This window comes from Phocicoccus pinnipedialis (genome assembly GCF_903994035.1).
In the GTDB taxonomy this organism is placed as follows: Bacteria; Bacillota; Bacilli; order Staphylococcales; family Salinicoccaceae; genus Phocicoccus; species Phocicoccus pinnipedialis.
Genome location: NZ_CAJEWB010000010.1, coordinates 191,333 through 203,413, shown reverse-complemented (window position 1 = coordinate 203,413; position 12,081 = coordinate 191,333). Strand labels below are relative to the sequence as shown.

At 35.3% G+C, this 12,081-nt stretch carries 16 protein-coding genes and 1 pseudogene; all 17 read left to right on the top strand.

Annotated features, from left to right (window positions below):
* Position 1: 1 nt before the first annotated feature.
* The 17 genes and pseudogenes from H9D55_RS05240 (at position 2) to H9D55_RS05155 (ending at position 12,011) form a co-directional block, all read left to right on the top strand.
* Positions 2 to 859: a sulfurtransferase gene (locus tag H9D55_RS05240; RefSeq protein WP_186077493.1), complete on the top strand. Its 858-nt coding sequence runs from the start codon at positions 2 to 4 to the stop codon at positions 857 to 859.
* Positions 846 to 1,721, top strand: coding sequence for a 5'-3' exonuclease (locus H9D55_RS05235; protein ID WP_186078190.1), 876 nt, complete (start codon positions 846 to 848; stop codon positions 1,719 to 1,721). The genes H9D55_RS05240 and H9D55_RS05235 overlap by 14 nt, the downstream gene beginning before the upstream one ends.
* Positions 1,721 to 2,113 (top strand): ribonuclease HI family protein, encoded by a 393-nt coding sequence (locus H9D55_RS05230; RefSeq protein WP_186077491.1) that lies wholly within the window; start codon positions 1,721 to 1,723, stop codon positions 2,111 to 2,113. Before H9D55_RS05235 ends, H9D55_RS05230 begins: the two co-directional genes overlap by 1 nt.
* A 9-nt stretch (positions 2,114 to 2,122) precedes the next feature.
* Entirely contained in the window at positions 2,123 to 2,293 is a 171-nt protein-coding gene (locus H9D55_RS05225; RefSeq protein WP_186077489.1) for a zinc-finger domain-containing protein, read from the top strand.
* 21 nt (positions 2,294 to 2,314) lie between these two features.
* Positions 2,315 to 3,420: pseudogene (locus H9D55_RS05215) on the top strand (virulence factor).
* The gene (locus tag H9D55_RS05210; protein WP_186077483.1) at positions 3,421 to 3,858 is read left to right on the top strand and encodes a BrxA/BrxB family bacilliredoxin; all 438 of its coding nucleotides are present in this window, start codon (positions 3,421 to 3,423) and stop codon (positions 3,856 to 3,858) included.
* A gap of 207 nt (positions 3,859 to 4,065) precedes the next feature.
* Positions 4,066 to 5,019, top strand: coding sequence for a thymidylate synthase (locus H9D55_RS05205; RefSeq protein ID WP_186077481.1), 954 nt, complete (start codon positions 4,066 to 4,068; stop codon positions 5,017 to 5,019).
* Positions 5,020 to 5,028: 9 nt separating this feature from the next.
* The gene (locus H9D55_RS05200) at positions 5,029 to 5,502 is read left to right on the top strand and encodes a dihydrofolate reductase (RefSeq protein ID WP_186077479.1); all 474 of its coding nucleotides are present in this window, start codon (positions 5,029 to 5,031) and stop codon (positions 5,500 to 5,502) included.
* A 4-nt stretch (positions 5,503 to 5,506) separates the two neighbouring features.
* Positions 5,507 to 6,070 carry a DUF2140 family protein gene (locus tag H9D55_RS05195; protein ID WP_186077477.1) on the top strand — a complete coding sequence of 188 codons (564 nt, stop codon included), beginning with the start codon at positions 5,507 to 5,509 and terminating at the stop codon, positions 6,068 to 6,070.
* 5 nt (positions 6,071 to 6,075) lie between these two features.
* Positions 6,076 to 6,597, top strand: a complete 522-nt coding sequence (gene msrA, locus H9D55_RS05190; RefSeq protein ID WP_186077475.1) for a peptide-methionine (S)-S-oxide reductase MsrA — start codon at positions 6,076 to 6,078, stop codon at positions 6,595 to 6,597.
* A complete protein-coding gene (gene msrB, locus H9D55_RS05185; RefSeq protein WP_186077474.1) occupies positions 6,597 to 7,022 on the top strand; it encodes a peptide-methionine (R)-S-oxide reductase MsrB in 426 nt (141 codons plus the stop codon). Before msrA ends, msrB begins: the two co-directional genes overlap by 1 nt.
* Before the next feature lie 9 nt (positions 7,023 to 7,031).
* The gene (locus H9D55_RS05180; RefSeq protein ID WP_186077473.1) at positions 7,032 to 7,253 is read left to right on the top strand and encodes a YozE family protein; all 222 of its coding nucleotides are present in this window, start codon (positions 7,032 to 7,034) and stop codon (positions 7,251 to 7,253) included.
* A 12-nt stretch (positions 7,254 to 7,265) separates the two neighbouring features.
* Positions 7,266 to 7,979: a purine-nucleoside phosphorylase gene (deoD, locus tag H9D55_RS05175; RefSeq protein WP_186077472.1), complete on the top strand. Its 714-nt coding sequence runs from the start codon at positions 7,266 to 7,268 to the stop codon at positions 7,977 to 7,979.
* Positions 7,980 to 8,003: 24 nt separating this feature from the next.
* Positions 8,004 to 9,566, top strand: a complete 1,563-nt coding sequence (locus tag H9D55_RS05170; RefSeq protein ID WP_186077471.1) for a S41 family peptidase — start codon at positions 8,004 to 8,006, stop codon at positions 9,564 to 9,566.
* Positions 9,567 to 9,639: 73 nt separating this feature from the next.
* The gene (locus tag H9D55_RS05165; RefSeq protein WP_186077470.1) at positions 9,640 to 10,710 is read left to right on the top strand and encodes an undecaprenyldiphospho-muramoylpentapeptide beta-N-acetylglucosaminyltransferase; all 1,071 of its coding nucleotides are present in this window, start codon (positions 9,640 to 9,642) and stop codon (positions 10,708 to 10,710) included.
* A gap of 1 nt (position 10,711) precedes the next feature.
* Entirely contained in the window at positions 10,712 to 11,344 is a 633-nt protein-coding gene (locus H9D55_RS05160; protein WP_186077469.1) for a phosphatase PAP2 family protein, read from the top strand.
* A gap of 40 nt (positions 11,345 to 11,384) precedes the next feature.
* Entirely contained in the window at positions 11,385 to 12,011 is a 627-nt protein-coding gene (locus H9D55_RS05155) for a GNAT family N-acetyltransferase (protein WP_186077468.1), read from the top strand.
* Positions 12,012 to 12,081: the final 70 nt, after the last annotated feature.

Sequence of the window (12,081 nt, the reverse complement as noted above, 5' to 3'; positions counted from 1 at the left end):
TATGACAATTATTAATGAAAAATCATTAATAAAATTAAATCCAAATAAAACTCGTTTCGTTGATGCAAGAAACATTTTTATGAATGAAGAAGCGACTAAAGAGTTAATATCTAAATCACCATTTATGAATTCAACACACGTTCCTGAAAAACCATATATGGTGGCAGCAGAGAATGACGGCTATAACAATGGCCGTAGCCCTATGCCATATGGGAATGTCATTAAATCTTTGTACAAAGATTTAATGACAGATGTGCAGATGATTGTGATTTTTTCTTTTGATAATAGTTTTCATCATACACGACTCTATTATTTATTTAAACTTTATGGCCTAGACTCTAATCTTTATATCGGTAAGAAAGATTCCTTGAAAGCATTTCTACAGAATGTAACGACTGAAAAAATAGAGCTAAGCACTGAGTTCAATAAGTATGAAATTGAGATGAATAAAGACATATATATGACGATGGACGAAGTGCAAGTTGCTATTAATGATCCAAATCATTTGCTTATAGACGTACGTGCACATGATAGATATATCGGTGGTGGAGATAGACTCGATCCAAAGAGTGGTCATATTCCTACTGCAGTTAATATACCGAACACAAAACTATACGTAGACGGAAATTTATCCTTAAATTCACTTCCTGAAGAATTAGAACTTATCAAAAGGTTTACATCTGTCACAGTTTCTTGTGGATCAGGAATGAGTGCAACGCCTATGTTCGTATTCTTAGACTACCATAAAGTACCTGTGAAGTTATTCGGCGGTAGCTTTTCAGAATGGATTACTGATGATTCAAATACAGTAGAAACTAAAATCAACACACTGGAAAGTAGAGTAGATTGTATTGAGTAAATTATTAGTTATTGACGGAATGGCGTTATTATTTAGACACTTTTTTGCGACGTCATTCAGAAATCATTTCATGTATAACAGTAATAATATTCCAACAAACGGTATTCAAGGAACGATTCGTCACATCTACAAAATCATCGAGATGGACAAACCAACAAATGTAATTGTTACTTGGGACATGAGTTCAAAAACTGTGCGTAACGAATGGTTTAGCAATTATAAAATCGATCGACCGGCACCACCTGAAGAACTTCGACCTCAATTTGATTACGTGAAGGAAGTTCTTGCGGAGCTCGGTTTCTTCCAAATTGGAGTTACCGGATACGAGGCCGACGACATCATAGGTACTTTAGCAAAACATCATGACAACATTACTATCGTTTCTGGGGATAGAGACCTTCTTCAAGTGTTAGCGCCAGGTGTGAAGTTATGGCTCACAAAAAAAGGTTACACTGAATACAATAAATATACTGAAGAGCGTTTCATTGAAGAGTACGGTGTCACACCTGAACAGTTCATTGATGTGAAGGCACTCATGGGAGACTCAGGTGACGGATACTTCGGAGTTAAAGGTATCGGAGAAAAAACTGCATTAAACCTTATTAAGAAGCATGGTAGCATTGAGAAATTGCTAGAAAACCTAGACACATGCACGCCTTCTCAGAAGAGAAATATCGAAAATGATATGGAACATCTCTTAATGAGTCAAAAACTCGCACGCATTATTACAGATGTACCGTTTAATATCGAAGAGGCACTAACTTTGAGTCCATTTAGATATGATGAAAAGTTAACAATGGATGTTCTTAACGAACATGATTTAACTATTTCAAGAAAATATATTGAAAGACTTGAGCTGTGATGGCGACTGTTTATATCGATGCGGCAACAAAACAGAATCCGTATTTTTCAGTCGGTGCCGCTGTAATCAAAAATGATTCAGAAACCTTTGAAGAAACGTATATTCTTGGTAATATAGATAATAACGAGGCCGAATGGGCAACGTTATTAGAAACTACAAAACGACTTGTAGAATTAGGGATTAACAACGCGATTATATACACTGATTCAAAAATAGTTGTAGATACCTTCATGAAAAATTATGTCAAAGACACGAGATTTAAAACGTATTATAATTGTATTATGAAAGAATCACAGGACTTCTTATTATTCGTCGTATCATTAATCCCTAGGGAGAAAAACAAGCACGCCGATCATTTAGCAAAAACAAGGTTGTATAAAGAATCAAAGTAAGGAGGACATATGAATACAGAAGTATTAAAGAAGATCACTACTCTTGAAACTCGCTTTTGTAAAAATTGCCCTCTAAAAGAATTCAATCGTGATAAGTATAGTAAGACATATGCACATCATTTTTGTATTAATGAGTGCTCAGTCGGCATAACGATAAAATCACACGGAAACAATTTATAATATTATATAGGAGAATTATATATGCAAATTTTGAGAATTGAACCAACACCAAACCCGAACACAATGAAAGTTGTTCTTGATGAACATAAAGAAGAAATGAAATCTTCAACACACAATAAAGTGTCTGATGAAAACCCAGAGTTCATTAACCGCGTATTAGAAATTGATGAAGTTAAGAGTGTGTTCTACGCACTAGACTTTATTTCTGTAGATAAAGATCCAGCTGCAAATTGGGAAACAGTTGTCCCTAAAATCGAAGCGACTTTTGAAGGACATGATATAAAAAAGAACTAACACACGTTCCTGATAACTTCGGTGCAGCAGAAGTAGAAGTACTCACTTTCAAAGACATTCCATATCAAATCAAAATACTTTTTAACGGTGAACATAGAAAGCAACTAGATGATCGCTTTATTAATGCTATGACTGATGCAACTCTTAAAGAGGATAATATCATCTTTAACAGAAAGTGGGTCAGCTATGGTACACGTTACGGTGAAGTAGAGGACATCTTAGAAGAAGTTTTCGACGAAATTGATGCTTTATATCCCGAAGATAGACTCGATTCACTTGTTAACGAAGCAAAAAATAAGCGCCCGCCAGAGCCAAAGGTTTATAGAAAAGTCAGCTTAGAAACATTTAAGAATGAACTGGATTGGAAAAAACGACTATTCTATCTTGACCATTATGACACGCCAACAAAAGAGGACTATCCATTGCTCGACTATGCGCTTTCAGATGAAAAAATTCAAGTACGAAGAATGAGCGTATCTTTACTTGCAATGATTGAAGATAAAGAAACGTTAGAATACTTGAAGAAGGCAACTTTAGACCGATCAATCCCAGTGAGACGTACTGCAGGAGACGCGTATAGTGATCTCGGCTACGAAGAAGGTCTTAAAGACATTTATCCTTTGTTAAAAGATAAGAGTCCGATTGTCAGATGGCGTGCTGCGATGTTTATCTATGAAGTAGGAAACGAAAAGAGTCTGCCATACTTAATCGAAGTGAGAAATGACGAAAAGTATGATGTTAGACTGCAAGTTGAGCTTGCTATATCTAGAATAGAAAATGGTGAAGCTGCGCTTGGGAGCGTGTGGAAACAAATGGAAGAGAGGAATTTATAAATGAATCCTTATGAAGCATATATGAAAGAAATGGCTGAGGGTATGCGTCGTGAACTGACAGAATACGATTTTAAAGAACTTCTAACGCCAATAGACGTCGAAACACACATGGATACTGTAAAAGATGATGAAAGTACTTTTGTCGTAATAAATAGCGTTTGTGGATGTGCGGCTGGACTCGCAAGACCTGCAGCGCGTACTGTTGCGCTTCAAAATCCAATTAAGCCAGACCACCTTGTTACAGTTTTTGCTGGACAGGATAGAGAAGCTACTGACAAGATGCGTGAATACATCGGCCAAATGCCTTCGAGCCCATCAATGGCTGTTTTTAAAGGTAATGAGTTAAAGCACTTTATTCCTCGTGAACATATTGAGAATAGAGACATCGAAGATATCATGATGGATTTAAAAGACGCATTTGACGAATATTGCATATAAAAAAGAGGAAAGGATTATCCTTTCCTCTTTACTTGTTACAATGGTAATAATCTTTTTATTCGTAAATGCACATCGAAATCATGTAAAATGCAAGTAAAGTAAGACCAACGAACATTGCTGCTTCCATTTACAACACCCCTTATACGTAATCAATTGATTATCTATATTATATAAAAGTTCAGCAGCAAAAGAAAGGATAGATTTTATATGAATACATTTGATCAGGAATATCATGACCTTGCCAAGAAAGTACTTAAAGAAGGTACATACAAAGATGATAGAACAAATACAGGTACCTATTCATTGTTCGGACACCAAATGAGGTTTGATCTTAGTGAAGGATTTCCACTCTTAACAACAAAAAGAACTTCTTTTAAATTGATCGCAACAGAACTCATATGGTTCATGCGTGGTGATACGAATATTAAGTACTTACTAGAATACAACAACAATATCTGGAACGAATGGGCATTTAAGAGATATGTAGAGTCCGTGGACTACCGTGGACCAGATATGACAGATTTCGGAAATAGGGCATTAGTTGATGATGAATTTAACAATATGTATCAAGAAGAAATGAAAAAATATAAAGAAAAAATTCTTTCTGACGATGCTTTCGCAATGAAATATGGTGACTTAGGTAACGTATATGGTAAGCAGTGGAGAAATTGGGTTGGACCAAAAGGTGAAGTAATCGATCAACTGAAAAATGTTGTTGACTCAATTAAAAATAATCCGACATCAAGACGACATATTGTTTCAGCTTGGAACCCTGCAGAAATTGAAACTATGGCACTTCCACCATGTCATACACTATTCCAGTTTTACGTTAAAGATGGCAAATTAAGCTTGCAGCTTTATCAACGCAGTGCCGACATTTTCTTAGGTGTCCCATTTAACATCGCATCATATAGTCTATTACTTATAATGGTTGCACGCGAGACAGGACTTGAAGTCGGGGACTTTGTTCATACAATGGGAGATGCACATATCTACCAAAATCATCTCAATGCAATCAAAACACAATTAGAACGGGAAAGTTTTGCACCACCAACTGTTAAAATTAATAGTGACAAATCAATGTTTGAACTTGAGTATGAAGATATTGAACTTATCGATTACGAAAGTCATCCATCAATAAAAGCACCAATTGCTGTATAGGAGAATAAAATGATTTCATTAATCGTAGCTCACGCAAATCAAAATGTAATAGGATTTAAAGGAGATATGCCATGGCATCTCCCTGCAGATTTAAAAAGAGTAAAAGCACTCACAACAGGTAATACGATTGTTATGGGTAGAAAGACATATGAAAGTCTCGGTCGTCCTCTACCAAACCGTAAAAATGTCGTGCTGACTCGCAACAAAGATTTTAAGCCTAAAGGCGTGACTGTCATTCATGATCTTAAAGAAATTCAATCATTAGATGGCAAGGTGTTTATCTTTGGAGGAAGTGGACTGTACGATGTAACGACAAACATCGTAGAAGAAATGTACATTACACGAATTTATGAAACTTTTGCAGGCGATACTTTCTTTGTAGATTACGATTTGAATGAATGGGATATTATATCTCGTGAATATTTCGAGCCAGACGCTCAAAATATTTACCCGTATGAATATCTACATCTCGTAAAGAAGTGAGCGAATGAATCTTAAAAACAAATGGAAGTTTCTCTTTTTAAGTCTATTAGCTGTGAATATTTTAATGATCTTAAGTATTTTTATTGCCATTTTATTCTCACCTAAATTTGATGAAGAAATCCCTGAAATAACATCATCACAAACAGAGATTCAAGTTATCACTAATAACCAAATGATAGAGCGTATCATTAATCAGTATATTGATACAGATGATCTTTCTATTAAAATAGATGAAAGCGGTGTGTTACTTAACACAAAATATCCCGTTCTTGGTAAAGATATTGACATTGATATTCAAGTCGAACCACTTGTTCATAAAGATAAAATCATACTCAACTTAGCTAAAGTAGAAATCATGAATTTACCAATTAATGTAGATTATATATATGCTTTTATGAAAAGGTACATTCTACTTGAAGAAGGGCTTTCGTACAGTGAAAACTCGAAAGCAATCATAGTTGATAGCTCAATATTTACGAAAGAAATGGATATGGATGTTACGATTAATAACATCGATTACAAAAAAGATGCATGGTATTTTTCAATAAACAACTTATTTAAGGACTGATTTATATGCAAAAAGCAACACTCGCAGGCGGATGTTTTTGGTGTCTCGTTAAACCATTTGACCAATGGGACGGAATCAAATCTGTCATCTCAGGTTATTCAAACGGAGATGTCGAAAATCCAACTTATGAACAAGTCGCAACAGGAAAAACAGGACACACAGAATCGGTACAAATCACATTTGATGAAAGTATCATCACATTTAAAGAAATTTTAGATATCTTCTTTAGGACATTTGACCCAACAGATAATGAAGGGCAATTTGGAGATAGAGGGAGCATGTATATGCCTGCTATCTTCTATCATGACGATGAACAAAAGAAAATCGCAGAATCGGTAATTGAAGATCTTGATAGTCAAAAAATTTTTAGTCAACCAATCAACACACCTTTATTACCGTTCAAGAATTTCTACGAAGCGGAAGAACATCACCAAGATTTTTACGATAAAAACAAAGCACACTATAATGCCTTCTACAAGGGTTCTGGAAGAAAGGCGTTTATTGAAAATCATTGGAGTGAAAATTAATGTCACATAAAAAATCAGTAGATGAGTTAACAGAATTAGAATATTACGTCATGAAAGAAAGCGGAACAGAGCGTCCGTTCCAAAACGAATATGACGCTCATTATGAAGAAGGTATTTATGTTGATAAATTATCTGGAAAACCTTTATTCAGTTCCAAAGATAAATTTAATGCTATGTGCGGTTGGCCATCATTTTCAAAAACTATCTCAGACACTGTCTCAGAGCATTTTGATGATTCGCATGGTATGAGACGTGTTGAAGTTCGCAGTGAAACTTCAGACTCACACCTCGGACATGTATTCCCAGATGGACCACAAGAGCTCGGTGGCATGCGCTACTGCATCAACTCAGCATCTCTACAATTTATTCCTAAAGAAGACCTAAAAACGAGTGGATATGAAGAGTATCTTTCGATTTTTGAATAGAGGTGAAATATGAAAGACGCGTCTTTCTATCAATACATGAAAACACGTTTAGAAGAGAAGTCAGATGTGAGCATTTTAGCTAATCACATCATAAATGACTTGGGTTACCCTAAGTTTTCACAAGATTATGATGAAATTTCGGATTATTTAGAGAAAAATCCTTATGAAAATGTTAAACTCGATACATTCGATAAATCATTTTCAGAATATGAAAATTGGTTAAATTATTAAGGAGTTGTAAAAATGAGTATTCATATTAATGCAAAACAAGGTGAAATTGCCGACACTATTTTACTACCAGGAGATCCACTTCGTGCAAAGTATATCGCTGAAACATTCCTAGAAGACGCTGTTCAGTTTAACGATGTTAGAAACATGTTTGGATATACGGGGACTTATAAAGGTAAAAAAATCTCAGTAATGGGAACAGGCATGGGTGTTCCATCAATTTCAATTTATGTTAACGAACTTATGAGTGAATACGGTGTTAAAAACCTAATTCGTGTAGGTACATGTGGAGCTATTCAGAAAGATGTTAAAGTGAGAGATGTTATCATTGCTCAAAGTGCATCTACCGACTCATTCCAAAATAGAAAATTATTCAAGAATGCGGAATATGCACCAACTTCAGACTTCGAATTATTGTTATCATCATATAATGAGGCTAAAAAACGTGGTGTAGAAGTAAAAGTGGGTAACGTATTTACTGCAGATTCGTTTTATGATGAAAATGGAGACATTGAGCAATTAGCAGAATATGGTGTACTTGCATTAGAAATGGAATGTAGTGCATTATTTACAATTGCTAAAAAATACGATGCAAAAGCTTTAGGCATTCTTACTGTATCTGACCACGTATTAACTGGTGAGATTACTACACCTGAAGAGAGACAGACTACGTTTAACGAAATGATCGAAATTGCGTTAGATGCTGCTGTTCCATTCGCTGGCAACTAATCCCAATTAGAAATAGGTGAGATTTTGAACGAGTCACAAAATGAATTACATGAAGTAAAAGAACGTGGTCCTAAACGCGTTAATCTAAATATATTTTGGTTTCTAATTATTTTGCTTTCTACAATCATTCTAACTGCAATAATTACTGCGCTCAGTCTAGATGGACGTACTGAACGTGCAGTAAACGTTGGTACAGACACTAGACAAGAGTTTGCAAAACTCTATAACGTTTATGATACGATCACAAAAGAGTATTACACTGATGTAGATAAAGAAGCCTTGATTGAGAAATCGATTAAAGGAATGGTAGAAGGTTTAGACGACCCGTACAGTGAATACATGTCGATTGATGAAACAGCAAAATTCGAAGAGTCAATTACTGGTGAATTCGAAGGTATTGGTACTGAGATTATGCAAGAAAACAATGTCATTGTCGTTTCATCGCCTATTAAAGGTTCTCCCGCAGAAGCTGCCGGAATCCAGACTGGTGATAAGATTGTTAAAGTGAACGGCAAATCAATCGAAGGTGTGTCAACATCTGAAGCTGCGGCTATGATTAGAGGTAAAAAAGGAACTGAAGTCACTCTTACGATTATCCGTGGCTCAGATAAGCCTTTTGATATCATGATCAAACGTGACAAGATTCACATTGACTCTGTCACATATGAAAACAAAGATGACATCGGACATGTGAGCATTAACAGATTCCAAGAGGGCACAACTGATGAATTACAGAAGTTCTTAGACAAAGCTGCAGAAGAAGATGTTAAAGACATTATTATTGACTTTAGAAATAATCCGGGTGGACTTTTAAATGAAGCGCTCGCTATGATTAACCAATTTGTACCTAAAGGGGAAACATTACTTTATCTTGAATATGCAGGCAAAACTCGTGAAGTAGTCAAAGCACAGAGAGAACTAAACCCAAGTACCAAGAAATTCGATAATATTTATATCTTAGTGAATGAAGGTTCCGCATCAGCTTCAGAAGTGTTCACAGGAGCACTAATGGATTTAACAGACGCTGAGGTCGTTGGTAATAAGACATTTGGTAAAGGTATCGTACAGACAACAAGCGAGTTCAAAGATGGATCATTAGTGAAATATACCAACTCAAAATGGTTAACACCTAATGAAACATGGGTACATGGTAAAGGCATCGAACCAGACTTTGTTATCAATACACCTGACTATACTAGAGTTAAATATTTAGATTCAAGTGAAGTATATGTCCTTGGTCAAGAAAACGATGATATTTTATCAATTAAAGTTGCACTTGATGCATTAGGATACGACGTTGATAAGTTTAATAATACTTTTGATGAGAATTTAGAATTTGAAGTCATGAAATATCAGAACAAAAATAAAATAGATGCTTCAGGATTTGTCACTGGTGAGACAACTGAACAATTAATGATTGACTTACGTAAACATATCAAAGAAAATGATACACAGTTAAATCAATTAATTGATTATATTAAAGGTGACAAAACAAAAGAAGAAATTACGAAAGAAATGAAAGAGAATTCGAAACACATTCCAGTAAATAACAATCGTTCTCTTGACGAAAATGAGTCTGAAGAATAGTATTAAATCCGTACAAAGTTCGCTTTGTACGGGTGTTTTTTGTATCAAAATGAAATTTAGAAAGAGGTACCAAATGAGTCAAGAACATAAAAGAGTTGTATTAACAGGCGGCGGCACAGTAGGACATGTTATACTGAACAAGTTGCTTATACCAGAGCTCATCAATAAAAATATTGAACCTGTTTACATTGGCTCTAAAACAGGTATTGAAAAAGAAGTCATCAGTACAACTGGAATTACATATAAACAAATCTCTAGCGGTAAGTTACGCAGATATTTTTCATTAGAGAATGCGGTAGATGTGTTCCGTGTAATGAAAGGTGTATTTGATGCACGTAGAATTTTAAAAAAGGTTAAACCGGAGTTTGTGTTTTCTAAAGGTGGATTCGTAACTGTACCTGTAGTATTAGCTGCTAAGAGCCTAAATATCCCAGTATACATTCACGAATCCGACATTACACCAGGTCTCGCGAACAAAATTGCTGGTAAATTTGCAAGCAAGATATTCGTGACATTTGAGAAAACAATGCAATATGTGGATAATAGTAAAGCCGAGTACATTGGTCCAGTTATTAGAGATGAATTAAAGCGCGGCTCAGAATCTGTAGGATATGAACTAACAGGATTTAACTCAAGTAAAGAAACCATTTTAATTATAGGTGGATCACTTGGTGCGAAGCATATCAACAAATTTGTACGCGAAAACCTTGATGAATTAACTAAAGATTATCAAGTCATTCATATTACTGGTCAAAATAACATTGACCATTCTATTGAAACATGTCATTATAAACAATTCGAGTTCGTTAAAAGTGAACTCGCGCATCTGTTATCAATTTCAGATACAGTCATCTCAAGAAGTGGTTCAAACGCTATTTATGAATTCTTAGCTCTGAGAAAACCGATGATTTTAATCCCGTTACCATTAAGTCAAAGTAGGGGAGATCAAATCGAAAACGCAACATATTTTGAAGAGCAAGGTTTTGCTATAAAATTGGATGAAGACGATTTAACCATGGATACATTAAAAAATGCTTTAATAAAAATTAATAAAGAACGTCAATCATATGTCGATCGCATGGATAACTTCGATGTTGGCATTACTTCTTTAGAACTCGTCGAAAAATTAGTTTCGGAGGAATAGTATGAGTAGAACAAAAAAGCTTTCACTGTTTATTGTTTTCACCTTAATATTTGGTGTCATTGCACTCTTCCACGAATCAAGACTCGGCAAGTGGGTTGATAGAGAAGTATATGAGTTCATCTATTCATCTGAAAGCTTTATTACGACAGCATTAATGCTCGGGTTTACACAACTCGGTGAAGTGATTTCCATGATTGTCATGTCGATGATTATTATCGCGATTCTCATGTTATATCGCTTAAATATGCATGCATTATTCATGCTCATTTCAATGATGTCTTCTAGTGTTTTAATTCCCGTATTAAAACATTCATTTGATAGAGAACGTCCATCATTCTTACGACTGATTGATATTTCGGGGTTTAGCTTCCCTAGTGGACACAGCCTCGGCTCAACAATATTTTTCGGAAGCTTGATGGTTATCATAAAACATACAAACTTAAATCACAAAGCGGTAATGTATGGATTATGTGCCGCATTTATTTTAATGATATGCTCATCAAGAGTTTATCTTGGTGTCCATTTCCCAACAGATGTGCTTGCTGGAATGGCGATTGGTACAGCGGTTGTATTTGGTGTGAGTGCACTATTACACAACAAGCTTGAAATACCCTCACCACATAAAAATAAATGAATGATTGACTAAGACAAATAATATAGGTAGGTGGAGTCACTTGATTACAAATTTATATGAAAAAATCACTTTAGAGAATGATAGAATTCGACTGATACCAATGCAACTTTCTCATGCAAAGGATTTGCACAATATTAACCATGAGAGCATTTGGACATATATGTTGTTCCAAGCAACCTCCGCCGACCTAATGAACGAATGGGTTCAAAGTGCAATTGATCTTCGTAATGAAATGAAGTCTATTCCATTTGTTGTAATTTTAAAATCAACTGGCGAGGTCATGGGTAGTACACGTATTCAACACATTGATTACGAAAGAAATAGCTGTGAAATTGGAGCTTCTTGGTTTGGTGCACGTGCACAGCGTACTTTTGTAAACTCAGACTCAAAATTCTTATTACTAGAGTTCTGCTTTGAAACTATGAATATGATGCGAGTACAGATTCGTGCTGATGAAAGAAATGAACGCTCGAATAGAGCAATCGAGCGACTTGGTTTTACAAAAGAAGGTGTTTTAAGAAAAGAACGCGCCTTGCATGGTGTCCCTAGAAACCTTGTGGTATATTCAATCATCGACGAAGAATGGCCAGATGTTAAAAAGAACTTATTAATCAAACAACAAAGTTATGCTCAAGATTCACCAGACACATTAGCTTCAAATACTTGAGAGAAGAGGACCAATTAAAAGGGTCCTCTTTTTATTTTGTATTTAATATTTGGTATTATTATGAATAAAG

Coding starts and splice junctions, on each gene's coding strand:
- H9D55_RS05165 (WP_186077470.1), top strand. CDS start 9,640: ATGAGTCAAGAACATAAAAGAGTTGTATTAACAGGCGGCGGCACAGTA.
- H9D55_RS05180 (WP_186077473.1), top strand. CDS start 7,032: ATGAAAGACGCGTCTTTCTATCAATACATGAAAACACGTTTAGAAGAG.
- msrB (WP_186077474.1), top strand. CDS start 6,597: ATGTCACATAAAAAATCAGTAGATGAGTTAACAGAATTAGAATATTAC.
- H9D55_RS05210 (WP_186077483.1), top strand. CDS start 3,421: ATGAATCCTTATGAAGCATATATGAAAGAAATGGCTGAGGGTATGCGT.
- H9D55_RS05205 (WP_186077481.1), top strand. CDS start 4,066: ATGAATACATTTGATCAGGAATATCATGACCTTGCCAAGAAAGTACTT.
- msrA (WP_186077475.1), top strand. CDS start 6,076: ATGCAAAAAGCAACACTCGCAGGCGGATGTTTTTGGTGTCTCGTTAAA.
- deoD (WP_186077472.1), top strand. CDS start 7,266: ATGAGTATTCATATTAATGCAAAACAAGGTGAAATTGCCGACACTATT.
- H9D55_RS05225 (WP_186077489.1), top strand. CDS start 2,123: ATGAATACAGAAGTATTAAAGAAGATCACTACTCTTGAAACTCGCTTT.
- H9D55_RS05200 (WP_186077479.1), top strand. CDS start 5,029: ATGATTTCATTAATCGTAGCTCACGCAAATCAAAATGTAATAGGATTT.
- H9D55_RS05230 (WP_186077491.1), top strand. CDS start 1,721: ATGGCGACTGTTTATATCGATGCGGCAACAAAACAGAATCCGTATTTT.
- H9D55_RS05240 (WP_186077493.1), top strand. CDS start 2: ATGACAATTATTAATGAAAAATCATTAATAAAATTAAATCCAAATAAA.
- H9D55_RS05160 (WP_186077469.1), top strand. CDS start 10,712: ATGAGTAGAACAAAAAAGCTTTCACTGTTTATTGTTTTCACCTTAATA.
- H9D55_RS05195 (WP_186077477.1), top strand. CDS start 5,507: ATGAATCTTAAAAACAAATGGAAGTTTCTCTTTTTAAGTCTATTAGCT.